Here is a 24,867-nt window from a genome sequence, read left to right on the forward strand (position 1 = left end):
CCCCTAATACCAATGTCCCATTGAAAAGAAACTATTTTAACTTAAGTTTCTTTTCAATGGTTATAATTTGATTTTTTGGTTTGACAAAGGATAATGTGAATGGTATATTAATAATAAAGTTATATAAAGTATCCTTCAGGGTTGGGTGAAATTCCCTATCGGCGGTATAGCCCGCAAGCCGTAAGGCAGATTCGGTTAAATTCCGGAGCCGACAGTATAGTCTGGATGAAAGAAGGTGAATGCAATTATACGTAGTTTTTATTATGTATATTTGTTGCGTTCTCAAATCCCCTTAAGGCTGCTTAAGGGGATTTTTTGTGGTGTAATTTAGGAAAATGTGTTAAAAATAAAAACTAACTTTATTACATAATGATCAGTGATCAAGCCATCATTATATAATCAAAAAAGTTAATTTGTAGATAACTGTTTAACATATACAAAATAGACATGCTAGTGTGATATTGCAGTCATAGCCAAATTCCACAGAAAGATAATACACATACAGTATAAAACTTTAGGTGCTTTATGTAAAATTTATTATAATTTGGAGGGGTTTTTAATGAATGAATCACTATTGAATCAATTTGGTAATAATTTACAACGCGTAGAAAAAGCATTGGGTATTCTTAAACAAGGTAAAGGTATAATTCTTGTTGATGATGAAAATCGTGAAAATGAAGGAGATCTTATTTTTCCTGCTGAAACACTTACTGTGCCTCAAATGGCTATGTTAATTAGAGAATGCAGCGGTATTGTTTGTCTCTGTTTAACAGAAGATAAAATTAAAGAGTTAAATTTACCTCAAATGGTTCCTAATAATACATGTAAATATGAAACTGCATTTACTATTTCAATTGAAGCTAAAGAAGGCGTAACTACAGGAGTTTCCGCTGCTGATAGAGTTACTACAATTCTTACTGCTGTAAAAGATGACTGTAAACCTGAAGATTTATGTCACCCTGGTCACGTTTTTCCGCTTTGTGCACGTACAGGAGGGATTTTAGTTAGACGTGGACATACAGAAGGTACTGTTGATCTTATGCGTTTAGCAGGACATAAACCAACAGGAATTTTGTGTGAACTTACAAATGCTGATGGAACAATGATGAAATTGCCACAGATAATTGATTTTGCTAAAAAACATGATATGACTGTTGTTTCTATAGAGGATATTTTTGAATATAAACAAAATATGTAAGTTGCTAAAATTAAAAACCATCATAGGTTTATTCCTGTGATGTTTTTTACTATTTATTTTAATGTCCATTATAACTCAAATCTATGGGATACTGTATGTTATGCAATGCCCAAATAAATAAGTGATTTTAAAAATATACTAAATTATTGGGGGAGGAGATAAAAAATGATTAAATTAATAATTTTTGATTACGATGGTGTAATAGTAGATTCATTTCCTACTGTTTACGATATATATAAAACTATAGGAAATAAACTTAATGTTAAAATTCCTGATGCAATTGACGAATTTAGAAAGTCATATGGAGCTAATTTTAGTGAATGTTACAAAAATCTTGGCATGGACATAGATGAACAAAAAAAAGCTATGAAAATCTTTGGGGAAGAGATTGGAAATCAAAATCCAGAAATCTTTTATGGAATTAAAGATGTTTTAAGTTGGGCAAATACTTATTACAATTTAATCTTAATATCTTCAAATTATACAAAAGAAGTTATACAAAAGCTTATAAAGTATAATATATACAAATATTTTTCTTTTATAGATGGTAATTGTACAACCGACAAATCTAAAAAATTTAAACTTATACTTGAAAAATATAAGCTTAAAACTAATGAAGTGATAGTAATTGGTGATAGATTATCTGATTATAGTTCTGCAATAGAGGCTAAGATTGAACATATAATTTTAGTTGAATATGGTTGGGGATATGACAGAAGTAAATATCCTAATAATAAATTTGTAATAAATGAGCCAATTCAATTAATAGATGCTATTAAAAAAATCGGCTAGTAATTATAGCACTATATTATTCAGATGAATAATTTATATTGGGGAGATAAAGATATAATGGAGCTTAATAATAAGATTATAAACGCGTGTTTGGAACGCTATGGAATAAGCAGAAACAGCCTAAAAAAGCTTATAAGTCATCAAAATATTGTCTACAGTTATTATAAAGACAATAAAGAATATATTCTTAGAGTTTCAAATAGTAAAAGAAGAAATTTAAAGTTCATATATGGAGAATTAGATTGGATTAGTTTCTTATCTGATAATAAAGTTTCTGTGTCTAGTGCAATAGAATCTCTTAATGGTAAACTAATTGAAGTTGTAACTGTAGATGGCAATGATTTTTTTATAACAGCTTTTAAAAAAGCATATGGTATATATGCAAAAAAACAATATAGAAATAAAGAATTATTTAAAAATATGGGAAGACTCACAGGTGAAATGCATAACTTATCAAAACAATGCAATTTAAATAAAAAATATTTTCATAGACCTCAATGGTATAATTCAAATTTATTAAATTACATAAACGTGACTGTTGACAAAAGTGAGACGATTATATATAAAGAGTTTTATAACACATTAGATGAATTAAATCAATTACCTAAGAATTATTCTTCATACGGAATTATTCATTCTGATATTCACTTTAAAAATTTTAACGTTTCTGATAATGTAATAACATATTTTGATTTTGATGATTGTGAATATGGTTGGTTTGTAAATGATATTTCTGTTCAATTATTTTATTTTTATGTAGAAAACTATGATTCTAATGAAAAAGAAAAAGATGCAAGATGCTTTATAAAATATTTTTTAGAAGGTTATAACAAGGAAAATCATTTAGACAATTATTGGATTACAAAATTGCCATTGTTTTTAAAATTAAGAGAAATAATAATGTATTCAATGCTATATAATTGGAAAACTTTTGATAGTTGCAGCCCATGGGTAAAGAAATATATGATTTACAGAAAAGAATGTATAGAAAATAAAAAACCACTTATAGATTTGGATTTTTCTAAATTGTGCCATGAAAAATAATACTTTTTATAAGACTAATTTATTTATAATGCTGATGATAACAATCTAAACAAAATATTCAATAGCGTCTGAAATAATTAATGATGAAAAAGACTTTGTTGAATGGCTTAAAACCAGAAGATATAAAAAGAAAATTGAGAGTTTGATATTTAAGGAAGATATGGAGGTGGATTTCAAAGATGAAGAAGTCGATGAAACTGGCGACTTCTTAGGATTTTAAAATTATTTGACGTACTCCTCTTAGTGATGAAAACATTAGTCAAAGAGGTAAAAGTAGCTCAAATTCAACTAAATATCAATGCAAAGAATGTAAAAAGATAACAAATATACGCCCATCAAACATAATATATATGCATTACGTATTAACACAACTTCTAATTATGCTCAAATTCTGTCTTTTTTTCATAAATAAATCTTTATTAAATATCACTACAAATAAACAGATTACTGTTAAAACAGCTACAAATGCTGTAAATCCTTCCGCAGTTAATCGTCCTCTTAAGAGGAACTGATTAGTTGTATTTATTGAGACATGCCAAATCGTCATGAGTAATAGATTTCCATCTGTTTTGTAATATACCCACGTCATTAAAATAGACAGTTCCATTGCTGACACTATAAATATTAAAAATCCAAATATGCCAAGATTAAAAGACATATGCCAAAATCCCCATAAGACACCAACGATTAGTGTACTAATAAAAGGAGTATGTTTTTTCCCAAGCGTTGGGAGTAAAAAACCACGCCACCCTATTTCTTCAAACATACACCCAAATACCATGGCAACTATATTTGCTATGTGAAATGTAATTGACCCTTCCCATGGATGATATGAAAGACCAAAAAAAGATAAAACTCCCGCAGTCAAAGCAACTGAGGTTATTGATATTACTAAAATCACCGGAATCCATTTCGAATTTTTTTCAAAAAGAGAAAAAGACTTTTTAATTTTTATCCATACATCTCTATTCTTTGTAATAATGTATATACTAAGCACAGCCAATGTTGGTGCTAACTGTGGAAATGATATCGAGTAGTCACTAACCTTACTTAAAACATTTTGCGGAACAAGTAATACGCCACTAATTACAAGAACAAAAATGTAATATAAAACTGCTGGATACTTTTCAATCGTTTTTCGCATATTATCTCCTTTCAACCTTAGTTCCTTAATTGTTCTGTAGTTATCAGCTACATTCAATACAAGAAATATTTAGTTCATATTTCCTATAATTGTGTAGTAAATTATAGTTTACTTATATACTAATTGTAACATAATTTTCAAGTATAAGGGATTAAAACATCTAAAAATTGGTTCTCTACCTTTGTAAGTAGCAATCCCTGTGTGTACATATAATGTTTTTGTTATTTATCATCTTTAAAAAATTGTAATCCCGTAAATCAGTAAAGGTAATTCATAGTTGTGGTCCTTATATATTGTTTCCTCACTCCATGTCAGGAATTGAAGTAATTTACTGGGTTAAACAGTATCCTGAAGAAATTTATAATATTATTGGTCTTGATATGAGAGTACCCGAAATCTATGATTCTAATGATAAATCAAACAATATATCAAAATTAGGCTTACTTGGTAAGTCTAATTCGCATCATCAAAGGTTAAAGTTAAATGTTATCTATTCCTTTTAGTTTTAAAGCAACTCTTAATTGTGCTTTTAAATCCTCACTGATATTATTATTTTTATTAACCATTATATAAATTTTTCTTATCTTATCACTTTGTACTTGATTATAAGCAGTTTTAGGTAGTTTGTTAATATTTGAAATATAGTTATGGACTCCTTCATCCGTTAAATTTTTTATAAAAACACTATTATATTTATCTGTTAGCTTGTAATAATTTTTTCTGACCATATAAAATTTCGTCGTTAAATAGGTAAATATGGCTGTAAACGGCACCAATAATCTAATTATTACTTTCCACATATTTTATATCTCCTTTTTATAAATAAAATTAAACCCTTAACCAATTATCCAATTAATAAAGATATGAACTATGTCCATGGCTTTGGTTGTTTTTATCAATAATCCTTACAGTAATCTTATTTCATCTTAAATAACAATTGTTCATCAATTGTATTTTTGCGATAGATGAACAATAATATGTCTTAATCATCATTTACTTTAGATAATAAAATTTTATTATTTTTGAAATATATTAAAATCCCTCGCCATAGGTCATATTTAAAATACTTCATAAAAACACCTCTCAATTATTACGTATAATTATACAATGGCATCTTATTTCTTTATAAATTACATAAAATTATATATATTTTAATTATATTCTAATATCTAGAATATATCAATTTTAAACACTAATATTGTATAGTGTAAATAGATACGAGACAAATCAATAAAATCAGCATATTTGAGTGGAATAATATACATCACTTTGTTCATATAGCAACAACGTTAAAATGAGCTATTTAAGACTTTTTCATATGACTTAGTATAAATAACGTAGTTTAAAACTTAAAGTAAGTAAGGAGTGGAAACCATTTTTTTGTGTTTGTAGTTTTCTTGTATTTATTGAAAATTAAATTAACTAATAGTTAATTTTTATGAATAAAAGATGAAAATGCTTCAATTGTTTAAATTATATAGCTTTGATATAATTTATTTAGCGAAGTCCTAAGTTAATTAAATGTACAAATAAATGGAGGAGTTAATTTTATGAGAATAAGTCAGATTATTAGAAATTATAGAAAAAAGGAAGAGCTTACTCAAGAGCAAGTTGCTAATTATTTAAATATAAGTGCACCAGCAGTAAATAAGTGGGAAAAAGGAATATCATGTCCAGATATAGCACTGTTAGCACCTCTTGCACGTGTTTTAAAAATTGATATTAATACTTTATTGGCATTTAATGAGGAATTAACAGATGTAGAAGTAAAAAAGCTTACAAAAGAGATAGGTGAAATTGCATCAAAAGATGGATTCCAAAAGGCTTTTGAAAAGGCCGGTGATTTAATTAAACAATATCCAAGTTGTGATGAGTTAACATATTGGATATCAGTAGTATTAAGGATATATTTATTGGGGCCTCAAATTGAGGAAAAAGATAAATATGAAAGGAAAATTATTACTTGGCTTGAACTTGTATCAGGAAGTAGTAAAGAAAAAACAGCTTCTATGGCAAAATTAGAATTATCAGCAATGTATAGGGCGAAAAAAGAGTATAAAAAAGCTCAAGAAGCATTAGATAAAATTCCAGAAGTACAGGTGGATAAAAAAATTCAACAGGCATTATTATTTGAAAGTAGCGGCAAATTTGATGAGGCTTATGGCACTTATGAAGGCATATTATTGGAAAATTCACATGAAACATTTGCTACTTTATCTTGTATAATAGCGCTGTTATATAAAGAAAAGAAATTTAGTGAAGCAGAAGAATACATAGAGCGTGCTAAAAAGGTTTCTGATGTATTTGATTTAGGGGCATTCCATAAATATCAATTAGAGTTATCTTTAGCAAAAGAAAAACAGGATAAAGAAAAAGCTATAGAAATGATTACAAATATGGTAAATGAAGCAAGTAGCATGGGCGATTCTATGAAGTCAAAGCTTTATAAGCATATGAAATTTAATGTGACAAAAACTTGGGACAAAGATAAATATGAAATAGCAGTAAAAGGGACAATTAAAAAAGACAAAACCCTTGATTTTGTAAAAAATGATTCTCGGATAAAATTCCTGTTAGAATAAGACTAAGTTGGTAAAAAGAGTTGGATGTATCCTTTTTATAACCCCAGTTAAACATATATAAATAGGGTCATTAGAGTATACTTTGTGAAATATATCTTTAATTATTTCTTTTATTCCAGTTGCAAACTCCAAAAATGCCTCATCTTTATCTACACACTTTGAGATACTTATACCAGCAGAAGGTAGCGCTTTAAGATTCTTAAGTGCGCTATCTAACCAATCGCAAGGCCTTGCAATTACAGGTATTAAATATTATATGTGAATAAATAGGTCTGAAAAGTATATTGAAAGGGCTTAACGCAGACATCCTATATTCCATTGGACTATAGACTAAACCAATAATAAGGTATAAAATATAAATAATACCAATGTTAATTTAAAAGGGGGCTTTAAAATGGGAAAAATTTTAAAGGATAGAAAAGATGTAGAGCAATCACTTACTTGGGATTTATCTGCTATTTATGCAACGGAGCAGCAGTATAATTTAGCTGTAAAAGAGCTTCAAGAACTTACTTTTGAGGTAGAAAAAAGTTATAAAGGAAAGCTGAATACAGCAAGCAATATTAATCAATGTTTGGATAAAGTGAGAGAAATAGCCGAGATTTCGTACCGTGCAGGATCTTACGCAGAGCTTGCAGTTTCAGTGGATCATACTAACAATGAAAACCAAGACAGAGCTATGAAATATATGAATGTGGCATCTGATATTGATAGCAGGTTGAGCTTTGTAAAAAGCGAAATTATACAAGCTGATGAAAGAATTATTGAGGATGCAATAAGTGAGTCAAAGGAAAATAGCAATTATTTAAAGGATATAAAAAGAGATAAGGCACATGCACTCCATCCAGAAGTAGAAAGAGTAGTAGCTGCTTTAGCGGGAACATTAGAAGCTCCTTATAGCATTTATGAACGAGCTAAGCTTGCAGATATGGATTTTAATAACTTTACTGTAGACGGAGTGGAGTATCCACTTAGTTTTGGACTTTTTGAAGAAGAATGGGAATCTGAAAATGATGGATTGCTCCGTAGAGCTGCTTTTGAAGCTTTCTCTTCTAAATTAAGGGAATATCAGCACACTGTAGCAGCAGCTTATCAAACTCAAGTACAAAAGGAAAAAACAATGGCAACACTTAGAGGGTTTGATTCCGTTATAGACAGTTTATTATTCTCTCAAAAGGTAGATAGACAGTTATATAACAGGCAGATAGACTTAATCATGGAGAAGCTCGCACCTCACATGAGAAAGTATGCGAAGCTTCTTCAAAAGATACATAAAATAGAAGAAATGACTTTTGCGGATTTGAAGGTTTCAGTTGATCCAGGCTACGAACCTAATATAACAGTGGAAGGGTCTAAGAAATATATTGAGGGGGCATTATCTATACTCGGTGAAGATTACCGTGCGATGGTTAAAAGAGCTTATGATGAAAGGTGGATTGATTTTGCACAAAACAAGGGGAAAGCTACAGGAGCGTTCTGTGCAAGTCCTTATGGAAGTCATTCTTTCATTTTAATTTCTTGGACTGAAAAAATGGCAGAGGTCTTTACACTAGCTCATGAGCTTGGGCATGCAGGACACTTCAGTTTATGCAATGAAAGCCAAAATATATTTGATACAGAGGTCTCAACATATTTCGTAGAAGCACCATCTACAATGAATGAGATGCTCATGGCAAATTATCTTATGAAAGAAAATGATGATTCTAGATTTAAGAGATGGGTTTTATCCTCAATGATAGGACATACCTATTATCATAACTTTGTAACGCACCTCTTAGAAGCAGCGTATCAAAGAGAGGTATACAATATAATTGATCAGGGCGGAAGCGTTCAAGCTACAAAACTTAATGAAATAAAAAGAAGTGTACTTGAAAAGTTCTGGGGAGATGACGTGAAAATAAATGATGGAGCAGAACTTACTTGGATGAGACAGCCTCATTATTACATGGGACTTTATCCTTATACTTACAGTGCAGGACTTACCATAGCAACAGAGGTTAGCAAGAGGATTTTAACAGAAGGACAACCAGCTATAGATGATTGGAGAGAGGTACTTAAAGCAGGCTCAACTAAAACACCAGTAGAGCTTGCGAAAATGGCTGGAGTAGATATAACCACAGAAAAACCACTGCTTGATACTATAGAGCATATTGGTAATATAATTGATGAGATAATAAAGCTCACTGAGGAAATTGAAGGCTAAATCATCATCCACCATACTGCAGTATTAACGACTTAAGAAGGACATTTAGATTCCACTCAAATAAAAGTGGGAGTCTAAATGTCCTTCTTAAATATCGCTAAATAGTATAAATACTTTATAATTGCCTGAGTCCTTGCTAAAACTTAATCTGTGGAGCAGCTTTTTCCGCTGCATCCACATTAAAGAAAGGTTCTTCCTTGAAACTAAACATGCTTGCCACAAGGCTTGACGGAAACATTTGTACAGAGTTATTGTAATCCATAGCTACATCGTTGTAAAATTGTCTTGCATAGCTAATTTTATCCTCTGTTTTTGATAATTCTCCCTGAAGTTCAAGAAAATTTGTATTTGCTTTAAGTTGTGGATAGGCCTCTGCTACAGCAAATAATTTTCCAAGTACCTGTGTTAACTCACCATTAGCCTTCATCATTTCGTCTGGTGTATTAGAGGAAAGATAGTTAGTCCTGGCTGAGGTCACTGCTTCAAAGGTGCTACGTTCATGATTAGCATAGCCTTTTACAATTTCAACAAGGTTAGGGATAAGATCAAATCTCCTTTTTAGCTGTACATCAATTTGGCTCCATGAATTTCTCACCTTATTACGCTTGCCTATAAGGATATTATAAAGAGCAATCAGCATTAGTACTAGTACGGATATTATAATTATTGGAATTAACATAAAATCACTCCTTTATTTTTAAAATAATGTGACATTAAAATATGCGAAACTATCAGAATGCACGAATGCATCAAAATGCACGAATGCATCAGAATGCACCACCACCGCCACCACCACCGCCACCACCGGAGCTACCGCCACTAAAGCCGCCACCACCGCCAGAAGATGATGAATCTTGGGAACTTGCTACGCTTTGCGCTGTGGAAATTGCACCCTGCACGGTATGGATAGTATCATCAAACATTGCACCAAAGCCACCAAAGTAACCATAGCTTGCTCCATACATATAGGTGAGCTGATTATTATTTAAATCCTCATCTCTGAAAACAATAGGAAGCTGCTTTATAACTTCCTTTGCCACACCTAGAGAAACGGCGTAAACAAGATAGTGCTCCCATATTACAATAGAAGGGATTTCAGCTTTATCTAATCTGCTGAAATCCTTTAAAAAGTTTTTGAAGGACTGCCACATTGCATACTGCTCGTTTCCATATGCTGTTCTTCTCTTTATTAATACTCCGAAAACAACTAGTATAATACCTTGGATTATAAGAGCTACAGCAATTGGAGCAGACAATAGTAATGTAATAGCTACTCCAATTAATAAATAAGCAAATCCTGCTAATACTCCAAGTGCGGTTCCCTTTTTACAGGTTTGATCAAAGAAAATATTTTTATCAGCTTCCTTCCGTACAAATGTAACCCATTTATCGTAATCGGCCTTAAATTCTAGTGCTTTGCTATTCTTTTTAACATAATCCTTTATTTCATCAAGTACAACATAATTTCCATTTCCTATTTTACCTATAAACCAGCTTATCAAAAACTCTTCGTGCTTTTTCAATATTATTGATGGTGCTTTTTCATTTAAGCTAATCGTATATTGATTTATTTCCTTACTATTAAAGAAACCCTTTTTACTAACCTTATTTTGAGAAATTAACAGTTTCTTCTTTCGTGTAAGATCCATAAGGGTAGCCATTACATCTCTAGTATTTACTGTGCCAAAAGACATCAAAACACTCATTTCTGCTGGCGTATACTCGCCTGGAAGTTCCCTGTAGTACTTTCCTTCAAAGTTTGGTTTAAGCTCTTTATCATATTTTTGATATATATAAATAATTACTGGAAACCATAATAGTAAGAGAAGTATTGCTAGAGGACTACCTACAGATTTACGCTGTGCTACATCGATATCTCTCTTAGTTTGCATTTCAACTTGCTGTTTTACGTCCTGCCTTGCCTGCTCTCTTGCTATATTTGCTTTATTTGCAAGGTCAGCTTCATTAGACATTATTCTAGGTAGTGCATTTTCAGCTACTATATTACTTGATCCAGGAACAAGCTTTACAGGAAATAAAACCAAGGTTTCTATAAAAGTACTCGGTGACACTGTTGGTACGGTAAATTCTACATTACGGCCATCTAATATGGAAGATTCGCCTATAAGCGGACCATGAGCAAAGACTTTAAGTTCTTCTTTCGCAGCACCTAGGGGCAGCGTTATTTTTATCTTGATGTTATCTAATCTAGTTTGCCACTCAGTGCCAACTACCTTTCTGTTAAACTCTGCTGTATCCTTATATTTTGTAACAGCATCAATTAATTTGTATTTTATAACAAAGGTTTTTTCTTGATTTTCTGAAACCTCAAAAATTTTGAATCCTGCCGAGGTTCCTTCCTCTATAAAGTTATAAGTACCTGGATTGCCTGCTTCATCAAGAGAATTACTGGAATTTAGCTGAACTTCTTTTAAATCACCATTTTCCATTACATAAACTTTTTTATCTTTTAAGCCTTTTGTAAGAGAAAAATCAACATCTCTAGTAACTCCATTAAACTTACCATGGAAATTATAAGTAAGTCGTTCTTCAAAGTTAGCTGAACCATCTTTATTTACTATTACATTAATATCATACCCAGATAAATTATAGGTTCTATTTTCTGAAGCATTTACCTGTTGATTTAATGTCGTGAGAGTAAAGAGAGTAATAACCAAAAACATTCTAGTAAAAATTATTGTGAACCCTTTTTTCATAACTTCACCTCCCTATAATGTTATTATATACAATATATTGAAAAATTTCACTATATTTCATATTTTAACTTTTGCATAAAAACTATAAAGATTACTTACAGGGACATAATAGTTTTTTTATTAACTCTCCTTACGAAACTATTTTTTGTTGCTTCTACTTGTTTAGGGGCAACAGTTCATAGTAGAATATAATATAAAGCATTATTATAAGTTTCAATTATCAAGACTTATCAAAAGAAAGGTGGATATATATGATTCAAGAGTTAAAAACAGGTGGTAACACATCTCTTAGTTCTTCAAAAGGTTGTGTTATTGTAACACATGATATAGACATAAATACAGATGTATCTTTAACCGCTTTTCTTGTGACAGACGCAGGAAAAGTTTTAGGTGATAGTGGAATAGTATTCTACAACCAGATGGAAGGACCAAATGGTATAGCTACATTTATTCCTTCTGTAGACAGCGGAAGTACAAAAATACATAAAATTGATTTTGATTTAAGCAAGTCATCAGGAGGTATAACTAAAATAGCTGTAACATTGACAGAGGGAAATAATACTGGATTTGCAAGTGTGAAAAACTTAAAAGCTGAAATACATGTAGGCAGTGACATTATTCAGCTAATACCCTCAAGTTTCACAACTGAAAATGGCATAGTTGTTACTGAATTGTATCTAAGAAACGAAAGTGCAAAAGCTAAGGCAATATGGAAGGGATTTGCAGCAGGTCTAGATGGATTATGTTTAAATTATGGAGTAGAAGTGGAAGCAGAAGAAAAACAACCTGTGAATCCTGTTAAGTCTGTACAACCTGTTAAGTCAGTTGTTAACCTTAAGAAGACCAGTGGTAAAGTGAATTTATCCAAAGGCGAGAAGCCTATTTTAATTGAAAAAACTACCGAAATAACAGCATCAGTTTCTTGGGATTCTGGTACAGACTATGATATTTATGCACTAGTATACACTAAGTCTGGTAAACAAATTGATGTAGCTATGTTCGGCGCTAAAGGTGTACCAGTATTGCAAAATTTCGATAACGGGACTGTAGAGCATATGGGAGATGTAGGAAGAGGTAAAAAACTAGGTTGGGGCAAGGCAAAAAAAGAAGTTAGCAAAACAGAAATAATTAAAATACGTTTTAATGACGATATTATTGCAGTAGTTCCTGTAGCTTACTCTGCACAGTCAAATGGATCTGGTTCTTTCCACAAGTATAAAGTATCTATGTGCATAGATAACAACGCAGGTACAGTAGTTACGATTTCTGCAGAAAATGCAAATGATAATAATGGAATATACACCTGTGTACCAGGAATGTTATTAAACACAACAGATGGGATCGTAATAAAACCTATTGAAATGTACAGTACACAAGGTTCAGAGAACAGACCAATGTTAATGAAGGGTGCTGACGGTAACATAGAAATAGTTATGGATAAAGGGCCGAAAAACAACTTTAAATAAGCGTTAATTTATTCTAATGAAAGGAGAAGGTGATTAAGTATAGAATATTCTGACTTGTTCAGATTAGTCTAGATTTAGGAACCCAGGTGTAAAATATGTCAGAGATCACGAAACAAGCTTTAGCACAGTCATTAAAAAGTTTAATGAATACTACTCCTTTAGCTAAAATTACAGTTAATAATATTGTTAAAGTGTGTAAAGTAAATCGTCGTACATTTTATTATCACTTTCAAGATATTTATGCACTTTTAGAGTGGATTTTTAAAAATGAAGTTGCAGATGTAATGGAAGAAAATAAAACCTATAAAACATGGCAAGAGGGGTTTTTGAGAATATTTTATTATTTGAGTAAAAACCGCAAAATGGTGCTAAATGCTTATAACTCTATTGGTCGAGATAAATTAGAAACTCACTTATACAGTGCAGTTTACGACCTGGTTTTAAATGTTGTAGATGAAATTACCTTAGGTACAGAAGTGTCTGAAAAAGGAAAGGAATTTGTAGTGAATTTTTATAAGGTTGCGCTTGTTGGTTTATTGCTTGAATGGATAAGAAAAAATATGATAGAAAATCCAGAGGAGATTATTGATAATCTTAGTAAAATATTATGTGGGGATACCCATAAAGCACTATTAGAAATCAAAATACCTTAATAGTATTATATATAAAAGCTATGAAATTATGGTTTTATACTCATATTTCATAGCTTTTTATTGTTTAGATAAATAAGCTTAAATTAAGCCTTCTAAACTTGTATTGCTCAATAATTTTTTGATAATTGGTTCAGCTGGTAATGGTCTTCCACTATTTAGTGCTTTAATTGCATTTGCAACAACACGTATATCATATTGGCTAGCATATATTTCAGGTGGATTTTTTTCAAGTCGGAGTAAAGTATATACAGCTATAATAGCAGAACGAACTGAATATTCAACAGTAAATACACAATCATCTTTAATTTCTGCAAATTGACCTAAAAATGCAAGGTTTGTACTACCAACAGGTACAACTTGTGGTCTATCTCCTCTAACACGAGGCATAAATTGACTTGTAATATAAGGCATAATAGAAGGAATTACAATACATGTTTCAATGTATTCCTGCATATCTTTTTCACCAATTCCTAAATGATATAAAAGCTCTTGTAATAATTCTTTTCCAGTACAGTCGCTCATTTTCTTTTTAATGAAATCACCTTCATTATTAGGGAATAGTGCATATGCCCATAGAACTATTACATCATCAGGTTGATCAGTAAATTGAGGTTGTCTATTAACAGTAACACTTAATAACCAGTTTGAGTCTTTAACTGTTATTATTCCACCTGTTGCAGTTTGATGGGGAGCAAACTCTCTTTCAGCAAATTTCTCCATAAGTTTTCTCATTTTAGGACCTTTAGCAGTTATTGTATATGATTCCCATGTAGTTTTATCAATATCACTACAGAATACTTCTGGTTTTCCGAACGCGTCATCTTTTTTAGCTATTTTTTTCCACAGACTCCAGCATCCACCTTCACTTCTATCGAGTATAGGGGCTTTATCCATATTTCCAAGTGTAGCATTTTCAGTCATAGATCCATTAGTAAAGAATACTAAATCATTTTCTGTAGTTTTAATAAGTTCTTCTTTTTTTCCATTATGAGTTAAATGAATTCCTGTAACTGTTTTTTTATCTGCAGTTATATCTATATCTAAATCAGTTACTTGAGTATTTAAGTCAAAGACTACTCCTTGTGACTCTAATAATTTTTTTAGTGGAAGAATCATGGAATCGTATTGATTATATTTAGTGAAAACTAACCCTTCCATTTTACTCATTCCTGGCATTAAATGCATAAAACGATGCATATAACGTTTCATTTCTACAAGAGCGTGCCAATTTTCAAATGCAAACATACTTCTCCAATATAACCAAAAATCAGTTTCCAAGAAGGAAGCATCGAAAAATTGTTGAACAGTAGCTGCACCTAAAGAATCTTCTGTAGCAAGGAATAATTTAGTAAGTTGTTTAACATGATTTTCTCCTAGTCCAAGACTTGAAAAATTAAGTTTTTCTCCACGGTTAGCAATAGCTCGACAGTTAGAGTAGTTAGGGTCAGCTTTATTTAATTCGCTAAATTCATCTAAAACAGTTCGTCCAGGTTCTTCTAATGATGGCACTTTTCCGAATAAATCCCACATACATTCATAATGCTCTTCCATTTCTCTTCCGCCAAGTGCAACATATCCATTTTTTGCATTTCCAGAACCGTCCATAGAACCACCTAAAATATTTTTTTGTTCTAAAATAGTAATATTTTTACCCTCCATATGACCATCTCGAATTAGGTATTCAGCAGCCGCCAGTGAACCGATACCTCCACCAATTAGATATGCTTTTTTATTTTGAATTCCTTCAGGTTTTAATGTTTTAATTCTTTCATAATTTACCACAATTAATCTATCTCCTTTTAATTTAAAAATTTAAGTTTATTTATAGTAATCCAGTACTAAGTTTTTTATTTAGTACAAAAAAATTGTATTGGATTATTTATAACAATAATATGATTTTTATAAAGGAGAGTAAATCATCAAAAGAGGTCGATTGTGCAAATTTGCAACAAAATCTTTGATTTGTGAAAGTTAATCTTCAAAGTGAACTCAATCTAAAACATATTATTGATAATAAACTTGGTATCCATTTGCCCTAATCTGAAAGTAATAGATTTCAATACTTATAAGAATATTGTGGCTTATACTTTTAAGATGATTCTTCATATATTACATTACATTACATTTAATAATATCCTCCGTTTTCAGGAGGTAACTTCTTATATTCTTCTTTGTTATTTATTGTTTCTTGAATTTTTTTAAATAAATCTCTAAATTGAATAACCTCTTTAGTTTCAGAAACATTTTCATCTTTCCAATATATATTTTTTTCTTTACCATCAATTACAATTTTTATAGAATAAGTATAAAAAGGAGTTTGTCGTATATTACTGTTGGGATTAAAATTTTCAGGATAATTAAAAATATTCATCTTACCTAACACAATTAGTTATAGTATAATTATATCTTATAAGTATATATTTTGAAATTAAGTTATATATAATTTTTTGAGGGGGTAATATAGTGAATAAAAATAAAGTAAGTGTACTTATACTGTGCATATTAGTTTCTCTTTCGCCAACATTAGTCTATTCCTATGAAAAAATAGCTAATGTAGATAAGTCCAATGTTTGCCTAAGTGCAACAAAAACAAATAAATCCAATGAAAATTCTATGGAAATAAATTTTCCGTCAAAGATTTCCAAAGTGTTTCCTGATCCTGTTTTAGCAAAAATTGTTGCAGAAAAGCTGAAGAAAAATGTAGATGGTATAGTAACTAAAAAAGAGCTCGCAGGGATTAAAGGTGAATTTGACTGCCACCCTGGTGATATGGCTATCTTGACTGGGATTGGATACTTAACGGGTATAACAAGTTTAAATTGCTACAAAAATAACGTAACAACAATACCTGCTGAAATAGGAAAATTAACTAATTTAGAAGCTCTTGATTTTTGCAAAGCTTTTTCTGTTAAAAATATACCACCTGAAATAGGCAAATTGCGAAAACTAAAATATATACGTTTTGGCTTAAATCAACTTGAATCGATACCTAAAGAGATTGGAAATTTGATTAATTTACAATTTCTTATGCTTTCTAACAATAATATTCGTTCTATACCAAAGGAAATCGGAAATTTAAAAAAGCTAGAGACATTAGATATTCATTCAACTGGCTTAACTTCCGTCCCTGAAAGTATTTCAAATTTAACAAATCTTATAGAATTAGATATTAGTCATAATAATCTTACACAATTACCTAAGAATATTGGAAATTTAAAAAAGCTTAAAACATTTAATTTATTTAATAATAAACTGACTTCCATTCCAGCTAGCATAGGAAACATGCTTGAATTAACTGACTTAAATGTTTTTGATAATTACAAGTTAAATGAAAATTATAAAAAATATCTACCTAAAAGACATGATATAAAGCTAGAAGTATCATTAGGTAAAAGTTGTATTATCACTTTACCTTTTAGTAATAGACCCAAAAATAGTATAATCACTTATGATTTTAAACGCGCAGATGAAACTAACAGTATAACTCCTTATATTGGCATGTATTATTCATATTATGATTATGTAAATATAAAACCTGAAATTTTAAAGAATAATAAAGTAAAGCTAAATAGTAATTTATTTAAAAAGAAAGGCTCATATATATTTAGAATTGTTGTGAAAAACAAAAATAGTGGACCTGCTTTTAATGTTTATAAATGGAGCATAATTGTAAAATAAATTTTTAGTAAGTAATAACAGCTATCTTTTTATTATTTACTGTTTCTATAGTCTTTAACTCCAACGGTTTTCCATTAAAATACTTAGTTGATATAGTGCTAAGTATTTTCTTTATATTATCAGCCACCCGCAAAGCAACTGTCTTAATCTCTTCTTCACTTATAACTTCATAATCAATATTTTTAGTTACTATTTCTTTCTTTAATTAATTTTTTTTATAATATAATCAGTATTCATATATCCTTCTTCTTTGCTGATAATCCATTGTCCTTTTTCGTCTTTACATAACTCATATTTAATTCCACAATTTTCTAAATCAAAGTTGGAATCAATATTGTCAATATTATCAATACTAACTTTTTCAACATTAACAACTTTCCTATTTTCCTCATCTACTAATAACTTCATTTTTGAATTTTCAGTTACACAAGTTGCCTCACAAAAGGTTAATCCCTGTATTCTACCTAATTCTCCATCTATATAAACAAGCCCCAACATTGCTAATTCTTTCTTAATCACATCTTGTGAATAATATTTTTTTAGTTTTTTAAATTCTTTTCCATTAGGGTATTTAGAACTTTCTATTTTCTTTACAATGTATTTTCCATTAACTAAGCCGATTGTCTGATTAGTTGTCTTAAATGATCCATTAAGCCAATCATCCATCCAACTATTAGCCTCTACTAAAATTTTTTTTATTTCCAGTACTCCAAACTTATTTTTAGTAGCTTTTGTTACTATTTGATTCTTATTATTTTGAACTTCAACAGTTTGACTTGTGTTCGTGTTTGAACATCCCACTAAACTTCCAATTGATAAAGTTCCAATACATAATAATGATAAAAATTTTTTCATAATCACTTTCCCTCCCAAAAACTTATATAAATTACTCTTTTTATATGGTTTAGGATAACAATTAATTAAAAAAACAGCTACATGATAGTATTTACCCTTAAATAATGTCACGTAAATACAACCGTACTCCTATACCTAATATTTTATCATATTAAATAGAAGTTAGTTACTTTTTTTGAATTTATTATAATATATTCTTAAAGAGGTACAGTAATGAATAAGGGGGCTTTTTTCAACAACGGGACGCCTTACTTATATTGATTTTTGTAAAAAATAGTTGCCTAAGAAACTAGTATGAAGTATAATAGTTTCTTGGGCAACTATTATGGGAGGAGGAAAATATGCGTAAAATAATAGGAAGAAATATTTCAATATTATATAGAAATGAAAATAATTTTGTAGATGCTAAGCTAAAAAAATACAATCTAAATAAAGTTCAAGCGGAAGTATTGTTATTTTTAAGGGATGATAATGGGGCTAACCTAACCGAAATAAACGAATTGTTTTTATTTAATAAGGCCACTATAACAAAAATAATCACCCATCTTGAAAAATATAATTATGTTAATAGAGTAATTAGTGAAAGTGATAGACGAGAAAAGGGAATATATTTAACCGATAAAGGAAGAAATATATTTTCTAGCATTACAGAAGTCTTGAAGGGATGGGAAGATATTCTCATTGATAACATTCCTAATTCTGATATTGAAAAAATAAGAAGCATACTAGCCGAAATGGTAGATAATGTAACGACATTGAAGGAGAATTAAAAATGAAAGAAAATATGTATAAACTAGGGAATATGGATATAAAGAAGCTGATCATAAAAATGTCATTGCCAGCAATGCTGTCGATGATTGTGCAAGCGCTATATAATGTTGTAGACAGTATATTTGTAGCAAAAATATCAGAGCAGGCGCTTACGGCTTTGTCCATAGCTTTTCCAATACAACTTATAATAGTATCAATATTTGTGGGGCTTGGCGTGGGGATTAACTCATTTATGTCAAGAAAGCTAGGCGAGGGGAACAAAAATGATGCGATAAATACGGCGGAACATGGTTTTGCAATAGGTATTATATTGTGGATTATCCTTGCGATTTGTTCGGCATTTGTACCCGAAATGTTTTCTAAGCTGTTTACTGAGGACCCTGTTGTTATTAAATATGCAGTACAGTATACTAGGATTATTATGCTGTTTTCATTTGGTAGCATTATATCAGAAGTGTGTATGAATATTTTAAGATCAACTGGTGACATGTTAAGTTCTATGAAAATACAGTTATTAGGTGCGATAACCAACATTGTTCTTGATCCAATTCTTATTTTCGGGTTGTTATTCTTCCCTAAATTAGGTGTGAAGGGGGCAGCAATAGCAACGGTCATTGGTCAAATAAGTGCTATGCTATATGCACTTAAACTCGTACTTAGAAATAAAAATGGACTAAAACTAAATTTAAAGAAATTTCATTATAGTAGCGACATCACAGGTGAAATATTCAAAGTTGGAATCCCTGCTATGTTTATGCAAATGTTGGGATCCATAATGGTATCTGGTATCAATTTGATTTTAGCAGGTTTTTCTGGAACTGCTGTTGCAGTATTTGGTGCATACTTCAAATTACAGTCTTTTATATATATGCCTGTATTCGGTTTGACACAGGGGATCATGCCTATAGTTGGCTATAATTATGGGGCTAAAAATAAGCATAGGGTACTCGAAACTGTCAAGTATGGTTGCATATTTGCGTGCGCAATAATGCTGGTTGGTACAACTGTATTTGTAATATTTCCGAGGCAATTGCTTATGCTATTTAGCAGTACACAACAGATGGAGGCAATTGGGATTGAGTGTTTGAGGATTATCAGTGTAGGTTTTGCGTTTTCTGGGATAGCAATAGTTCTTTCTACGGTTTTTCAAGCGCTTGGTAAAGCAGCAGTAAGCCTTATTATATCTTTTGCAAGACAGATTATTATTTTAATACCATTGGCATTTATTCTAAGTAAATTAATTGGATTAACCGGAATATGGATATCATTTCCAATATCGGAAGCGACTTCTTTAATAATTTCGGGGTACTTTGCAATTAAAGTATATCGAGAAAAAATTCAAAATTTAGAGGGCGAAATACAAGTTGCTAGTAACTGCGATTTGGTAGAAGATATATAAAACGCAATTAATTGTTGCAAAGCTTTCATTTTTAATTTATTATGAATAAATTTAGGGATGGTTTAACTGGTCAATAACATAAAAAGTTCAAAGGATATCATTTCTATCCTTTGAACTTTTAAAATAGGATGTGATATAAATTATTTTTCTAAAATCTATTAGTACATGTATTATAAATTTATTTAAATATTTCTTTTCATTTTTTATATCTCTAATGTTTATATTCTTTTTGCAAGATATGATGGGATTTAATGATGATATTGGATTTTCTTTTGGATTATTATTATCAACGATTTGCTTTTTTTTATTGTTAAAGATGGAACATAAATCACCAATGCAATTTTTACAATTACATAAAATTAATTTTAAAATTATTCCATCCATAATAATTTTAAGTATATGTATCATTTTTTTTGATATAGGATTTGGTACTTTATTAATACAATTTTTCGAAAATAATATCTTTAGTGATATTCCGCTATGCTTTTCTAGTATAATCCACATAGTTTTTTTAGCTCCTATTTGTGAAGAAATTTTTTTTAGAGGAATTATATTTACAAAATGTAAATATATAATGCCAGATTTCATAGCAATTCTAATACAATCTTTCATATTTGGGATTAGTCATGGAGCCTTATCTGGAAATATTATACAAAGCTTGTTAGCTATGATTTCAGGAATAATTTTTGCTTTAATATATAACTATACAAATAATTTAACAATATCAATTTTACTCCACATTTCTATTAACCTCTTACTAGTAATAGTAAATTTATTACATTTTGCTATTAATATTTATCCTATTACTTATATAATACTATCTATTTTATTTTTATTCTTATACTTATACTTATTAAAATATAAGAACAGAAAAATGTATTACTGTTGCAAAAAGTAATACATTAAAATGAATAAATCTCAAGCATTAATGATAATAGATAGCAACAAAAACTGTTCCAGTTTTTGTTGCTATCTATTTCTTTGGCCTTTGTTTTATTGCTAAGCAACGCTACATTGGTTCCTATTGTTATTTTTTATTTTCATCTAATACAAAATCTAATAGACCACTTATACCTTCGGTGTCTTTAATATTGTTATAAAATCTAATAAGCTTATATACTACTATATCGTTACGGGGCATAATATCTAATGATATTAATTCTAGAATTTCATTTTTAAAATCATTTATTTCAGATAAATTTTGTTCTTTTACAAGTATGTCTAAAAACTCATCCAATGAATATTCTAATATCTGTTTGTCTCTATATTGTTTGCATGTTTTAATAGATTTTTTATAGTATTCTTTTGATAGCTCAATGTTATTAATTAGGCTGCAAGCTACACCTATTTGTTTGTATATACCACATAGATAAGGGCTTTCGAGTGTAGTGTTTTTATTTAATAGGTATAAAAGTTTATCTATATATACTTTTATATTTTTAGTATCTTTTAATGTTGTATATATATCAAGTGTATTACCTATAATAAGTAGTGTTTTTTCATGCTCTGTTTCATCAAGAGCATCTAATAAATTTTTATTAATTTGTAATGCATCATTGAAAAAATTCTGTAACCTGTAACAGGAGGCTTTTAATGAATTAAGTTTAAATATATTTTGCTTGGTTAAATTTTTAAGTGTTTTTTCAATATGATTAAGCTCATTTAATGTATTACTATAATCGCCAAGATTAATATAGCATAGGGCATTATTAAATAATATTTTATATACTAAATCTTCTGGCACATTATTGTTATAAATAAGAGCTAGACTGTTAAAATCTAAAGCTTCTTTATATCTAGTAAGTCGTATACATACATTGCCTATCTTTTGAAGAAGATTAAAAATCCTAATATCATTAAATAATCTATTATGATGTTCAAAAGCTTTTATATAGTAGGTGTAGCTCTTATAATATTCCTTTTGATTTTTTAGTATATCCCCTATTTTTTCGAAAATCAAACTTTTTTTCTCAGGTATATCTTGATTCATTAAGAATAAATCTATTTCTTTAATGTCTTCTGTGAAATTTTTCAAAATATTATTTTCATTATTATTTAAGAAATTAATATATTCATCAGCAATTTTATTAGCTTGAATGGTTACGTCTTCTAGTAAGTAAGCTGCTGTTAAGTGAAAGTCTATGTTTCTTTCTTTACATATCTTATTTATATTTTCAGCAAGTATTTCCGCCACCTTTTGAGAAAGTCCGCACTTGTCATTTTCTATTACACTTATAAGTTCTCTTGTTATCTCACCTCCTGTTATCTCATGTTGCCTAATTTTAAACCCTTTTCTAATTTTTTTTTAACTTTTTTCCTGGCGATAAAATTTCTCTATTCATATACTTCTCCTTTTAATTCATAAAATATTTATCTTTGGATTTGACTTATTTTAAAAATGTAATAAAACATTCTACTCTAAAAATGTATACATATGCTGTTACTTTTAAATATTAAATTTAATATATATTATAGCATAAATTAAAAAAAGTTATAGTTTTTGTTTACAAAACAAAACTGTAATGTTATTATAAAAATGTAAATAGATACAATAACAAATTTTAAAAGTTATTGCTTTTTTTAGTAATATAAAAAACTGAAGTTCAATGTATGTTTATAAGGAAGCCAGTGTTTCTATTTTTAAAAATCAACTAAATAAAGTTGATAAAAGTGTTTACTATTTTTAAATATAGTGTTAACAAGAAATAGTAAGTAAAATACATTACATTAAGAAATATATTATAATGAAGTAAGTGATGATAAGGGTAGGATATATTAAAGGTTTATCTAGAAAAGGGGCTTAAAATTGTAATGCATAAAATATTATTTTATAAAAAATGTTAAGGGGGAAATAAATTATGAAATTTAAAATCTTAAAGCAAAAAAGTTTTTCATTATTGATGATAGGAAAACTAGTATCACTTATAGGAAGTGAAATGCAGGGATTTGCATTATCTTTATACGTTTTAAAAATTACAGGTTCAGCAGCTAAATTCGCATCTGTTTTAGCTATAACAATAATTCCTAAACTTATTTTAGGACCAATAGCCGGTGTTCTTGTAGATTGGTTTGATAGGAAAAAGATAATAGTTTACTTAGATATGCTTACTGGAATATTAATTGGAATATATGCAATGTTGTTTATGATTAATGGTAGTTTATCTATGGGTAGTATATATGTACTTTCAATTTTACTTTCATTTATATCATTATTATTTCAGCCTGCTATTAGCACGATTATACCAAGTATTATAAAAAAGGAAGATCTAATAGATGCAAATGGAATAAACTCTCTTATAATGAGTGTAGGTAGTTTAATAGCACCAGCAGTAGCCGGAGTTTTATTCGGAATTTATGGTATGCTTGTAATATTAATTATAAACTCAATAAGCTTTATTTTATCTTCAATAAGTGAGATGTTTATACATGTGCCTAAATCAAACAAAAAACCTGAAAAAGTAAACGTGCATGTGTTTTTTAATGATTTTTCGGAAGGTATCAGATTTATAAAGAGCAAAAAAATTATGGTGACTATAATTTCATTTGCATGTATACTGAATTTTGCTTTTGCACCTATAGGTTCTATAGGATTAGCCTTTATTTCGAAAAAAATACTGAAGGTAACTGATTATCAGTATGGAGCTTTAGAAGGTATTCTTGTAACTTCTATGATTATTGCTCCTTTTATAATGAGTAAAGTTTCTAAAAAATTTACTATAGGTAAAATATTCTTCCTGGATATTTTTATTACATCAATATTAAGTGCAATTATGGCTGTAATCCCATCATCCTTTTACTTAAATTTATTTAATAGTAATCTAATACCATATATAAGCTTAATAATAATTACTTTTATGATTGGATTAATAATTTCTATTGGAAATATAGCATTAAGTACTATGTTTCAGCAAGAAGTTCCTTTAGAAATTATGGGAAGAGTAGGAACTGTAATGTCTTCATTATCAATGGCTGCTATGCCTCTGGGACTTATGTTGTTTGGGTTTCTATTTGATAAAATAGATGCATGGATATGTGTAGCAATAACTTCATTAATATTCTTCTTAGTTGGCATAATTTCTAAAAAAATTCTATGCGGTGATGATAAAACTACTGGTATGGAGAATTTAAGTGAAAAGTCTAATAATGCAGATAAGGAATTCTCTATTAGTAATGAAGAGTTAGCATGTGCTGTAAACGATGACGAAAATTAAAATTCGCTTTACTCATAAATACCTCCGAGAGGCATGAACTAATTGTGAATATGATTTGTTTGTTAATGGACATAAAAAATATAAAAACCACTAAAATTCAGATGCTTTTTTAAAAGATAAAAAAGCATCTGAATTTTAGTGGTTTAAACTATAT

General features: G+C 29.5%; 23 protein-coding genes and 1 riboswitch. Of the genes, 13 read left to right on the forward strand and 10 right to left on the reverse strand.

What is annotated here, in order from left to right:
* Positions 1 to 127 precede the first annotated feature (127 nt).
* Positions 128 to 241: riboswitch (FMN riboswitch) on the forward strand.
* 318 nt (positions 242 to 559) lie between these two features.
* The 3 genes from ribB (at position 560) to ACREV6_RS17465 (ending at position 3,034) form a co-directional block, all read left to right on the forward strand.
* The gene (gene ribB / locus ACREV6_RS17455) at positions 560 to 1,198 is read left to right on the forward strand and encodes a 3,4-dihydroxy-2-butanone-4-phosphate synthase (RefSeq protein WP_431579317.1); all 639 of its coding nucleotides are present in this window, start codon (positions 560 to 562) and stop codon (positions 1,196 to 1,198) included.
* A gap of 165 nt (positions 1,199 to 1,363) precedes the next feature.
* Positions 1,364 to 1,990 carry an HAD family hydrolase gene (locus ACREV6_RS17460; RefSeq protein ID WP_431579318.1) on the forward strand — a complete coding sequence of 209 codons (627 nt, stop codon included), beginning with the start codon at positions 1,364 to 1,366 and terminating at the stop codon, positions 1,988 to 1,990.
* 57 nt (positions 1,991 to 2,047) lie between these two features.
* On the forward strand, positions 2,048 to 3,034 hold the full coding sequence (locus ACREV6_RS17465; protein ID WP_431579319.1) for a phosphotransferase enzyme family protein: 987 nt from the start codon (positions 2,048 to 2,050) through the stop codon (positions 3,032 to 3,034).
* A 355-nt stretch (positions 3,035 to 3,389) separates the two neighbouring features.
* Here the strand turns inward: ACREV6_RS17465 and ACREV6_RS17470 are convergent, their stop codons facing one another.
* On the reverse strand, positions 3,390 to 4,178 hold the full coding sequence (locus ACREV6_RS17470; protein ID WP_431579320.1) for a CPBP family intramembrane glutamic endopeptidase: 789 nt from the start codon (positions 4,176 to 4,178) through the stop codon (positions 3,390 to 3,392).
* 308 nt (positions 4,179 to 4,486) lie between these two features.
* Between ACREV6_RS17470 and ACREV6_RS17475 the strand changes: the two genes are divergently transcribed.
* Positions 4,487 to 4,681, forward strand: a complete 195-nt coding sequence (locus tag ACREV6_RS17475) for a hypothetical protein (protein ID WP_431579321.1) — start codon at positions 4,487 to 4,489, stop codon at positions 4,679 to 4,681.
* On the opposite strand, the gene ACREV6_RS17480 is transcribed toward ACREV6_RS17475, so the two are convergent.
* Complete coding sequence (locus ACREV6_RS17480; protein ID WP_431579322.1) at positions 4,658 to 4,978, reverse strand: hypothetical protein; 321 nt, start codon at positions 4,976 to 4,978, stop codon at positions 4,658 to 4,660. The two genes, ACREV6_RS17475 and ACREV6_RS17480, sit on opposite strands and share 24 nt — an antisense overlap.
* Positions 4,979 to 5,728: 750 nt before the next feature.
* Here ACREV6_RS17480 and ACREV6_RS17485 point away from each other — a divergent pair.
* Both ACREV6_RS17485 and pepF read left to right on the forward strand, forming a co-directional pair.
* A complete protein-coding gene (locus tag ACREV6_RS17485) occupies positions 5,729 to 6,760 on the forward strand; it encodes a helix-turn-helix domain-containing protein (protein WP_431579323.1) in 1,032 nt (343 codons plus the stop codon).
* Positions 6,761 to 7,154: 394 nt separating this feature from the next.
* On the forward strand, positions 7,155 to 8,963 hold the full coding sequence (gene pepF / locus ACREV6_RS17490) for an oligoendopeptidase F (protein ID WP_431579324.1): 1,809 nt from the start codon (positions 7,155 to 7,157) through the stop codon (positions 8,961 to 8,963).
* A gap of 136 nt (positions 8,964 to 9,099) precedes the next feature.
* Here the strand turns inward: pepF and ACREV6_RS17495 are convergent, their stop codons facing one another.
* Entirely contained in the window at positions 9,100 to 9,642 is a 543-nt protein-coding gene (locus ACREV6_RS17495) for a LemA family protein (protein WP_431579325.1), read from the reverse strand.
* A gap of 88 nt (positions 9,643 to 9,730) precedes the next feature.
* Positions 9,731 to 11,680: a DUF2207 domain-containing protein gene (locus ACREV6_RS17500; RefSeq protein ID WP_431579326.1), complete on the reverse strand. Its 1,950-nt coding sequence runs from the start codon at positions 11,678 to 11,680 to the stop codon at positions 9,731 to 9,733.
* A 251-nt stretch (positions 11,681 to 11,931) separates the two neighbouring features.
* Here ACREV6_RS17500 and ACREV6_RS17505 point away from each other — a divergent pair, with 251 nt between their 5' ends.
* Together ACREV6_RS17505 and ACREV6_RS17510 are read left to right on the forward strand one after the other, a co-directional pair.
* On the forward strand, positions 11,932 to 13,146 hold the full coding sequence (locus ACREV6_RS17505; protein ID WP_431579327.1) for a TerD family protein: 1,215 nt from the start codon (positions 11,932 to 11,934) through the stop codon (positions 13,144 to 13,146).
* Between the two features lie 95 nt (positions 13,147 to 13,241).
* Positions 13,242 to 13,799, forward strand: coding sequence for a TetR/AcrR family transcriptional regulator (locus tag ACREV6_RS17510; protein ID WP_431579328.1), 558 nt, complete (start codon positions 13,242 to 13,244; stop codon positions 13,797 to 13,799).
* Positions 13,800 to 13,877: 78 nt separating this feature from the next.
* On the opposite strand, the gene ACREV6_RS17515 is transcribed toward ACREV6_RS17510, so the two are convergent.
* Together ACREV6_RS17515 and ACREV6_RS17520 are read right to left on the reverse strand one after the other, a co-directional pair.
* Positions 13,878 to 15,581 (reverse strand): oleate hydratase, encoded by a 1,704-nt coding sequence (locus ACREV6_RS17515; RefSeq protein ID WP_431579329.1) that lies wholly within the window; start codon positions 15,579 to 15,581, stop codon positions 13,878 to 13,880.
* A 343-nt stretch (positions 15,582 to 15,924) separates the two neighbouring features.
* Complete coding sequence (locus ACREV6_RS17520; protein WP_431579330.1) at positions 15,925 to 16,170, reverse strand: hypothetical protein; 246 nt, start codon at positions 16,168 to 16,170, stop codon at positions 15,925 to 15,927.
* A gap of 92 nt (positions 16,171 to 16,262) precedes the next feature.
* Here ACREV6_RS17520 and ACREV6_RS17525 point away from each other — a divergent pair, with 92 nt between their 5' ends.
* Positions 16,263 to 17,477, forward strand: a complete 1,215-nt coding sequence (locus ACREV6_RS17525) for a leucine-rich repeat domain-containing protein (RefSeq protein WP_431579331.1) — start codon at positions 16,263 to 16,265, stop codon at positions 17,475 to 17,477.
* Between the two features lie 4 nt (positions 17,478 to 17,481).
* On the opposite strand, the gene ACREV6_RS17530 is transcribed toward ACREV6_RS17525, so the two are convergent.
* Together ACREV6_RS17530 and ACREV6_RS17535 are read right to left on the reverse strand one after the other, a co-directional pair.
* Entirely contained in the window at positions 17,482 to 17,604 is a 123-nt protein-coding gene (locus tag ACREV6_RS17530; RefSeq protein WP_431579332.1) for a hypothetical protein, read from the reverse strand.
* Positions 17,605 to 17,678: 74 nt separating this feature from the next.
* Positions 17,679 to 18,332: a hypothetical protein gene (locus tag ACREV6_RS17535; RefSeq protein ID WP_431579333.1), complete on the reverse strand. Its 654-nt coding sequence runs from the start codon at positions 18,330 to 18,332 to the stop codon at positions 17,679 to 17,681.
* Between the two features lie 341 nt (positions 18,333 to 18,673).
* Between ACREV6_RS17535 and ACREV6_RS17540 the strand changes: the two genes are divergently transcribed.
* Both ACREV6_RS17540 and ACREV6_RS17545 read left to right on the forward strand, forming a co-directional pair.
* The gene (locus tag ACREV6_RS17540; protein WP_431579334.1) at positions 18,674 to 19,102 is read left to right on the forward strand and encodes a MarR family winged helix-turn-helix transcriptional regulator; all 429 of its coding nucleotides are present in this window, start codon (positions 18,674 to 18,676) and stop codon (positions 19,100 to 19,102) included.
* 2 nt (positions 19,103 to 19,104) lie between these two features.
* A complete protein-coding gene (locus ACREV6_RS17545; RefSeq protein ID WP_431579335.1) occupies positions 19,105 to 20,502 on the forward strand; it encodes an MATE family efflux transporter in 1,398 nt (465 codons plus the stop codon).
* A gap of 87 nt (positions 20,503 to 20,589) precedes the next feature.
* On the opposite strand, the gene ACREV6_RS17550 is transcribed toward ACREV6_RS17545, so the two are convergent.
* Positions 20,590 to 21,114 (reverse strand): hypothetical protein, encoded by a 525-nt coding sequence (locus tag ACREV6_RS17550; protein WP_431579436.1) that lies wholly within the window; start codon positions 21,112 to 21,114, stop codon positions 20,590 to 20,592.
* Between ACREV6_RS17550 and ACREV6_RS17555 the strand changes: the two genes are divergently transcribed.
* Complete coding sequence (locus ACREV6_RS17555; protein ID WP_431579432.1) at positions 21,053 to 21,400, forward strand: CPBP family intramembrane glutamic endopeptidase; 348 nt, start codon at positions 21,053 to 21,055, stop codon at positions 21,398 to 21,400. The two genes, ACREV6_RS17550 and ACREV6_RS17555, sit on opposite strands and share 62 nt — an antisense overlap.
* Positions 21,401 to 21,529: 129 nt before the next feature.
* Here the strand turns inward: ACREV6_RS17555 and ACREV6_RS17560 are convergent, their stop codons facing one another.
* Positions 21,530 to 22,696 carry a tetratricopeptide repeat protein gene (locus ACREV6_RS17560; protein WP_431579336.1) on the reverse strand — a complete coding sequence of 389 codons (1,167 nt, stop codon included), beginning with the start codon at positions 22,694 to 22,696 and terminating at the stop codon, positions 21,530 to 21,532.
* A 664-nt stretch (positions 22,697 to 23,360) separates the two neighbouring features.
* On the opposite strand from ACREV6_RS17560, the gene ACREV6_RS17565 reads away from it, so the two are divergent.
* The gene (locus tag ACREV6_RS17565; protein WP_431579337.1) at positions 23,361 to 24,713 is read left to right on the forward strand and encodes an MFS transporter; all 1,353 of its coding nucleotides are present in this window, start codon (positions 23,361 to 23,363) and stop codon (positions 24,711 to 24,713) included.
* Positions 24,714 to 24,867: the final 154 nt, after the last annotated feature.

Source organism: Clostridium sp., assembly GCF_050717515.1.
Classification (GTDB): domain Bacteria; phylum Bacillota; class Clostridia; order Clostridiales; family Clostridiaceae; genus Clostridium_AD.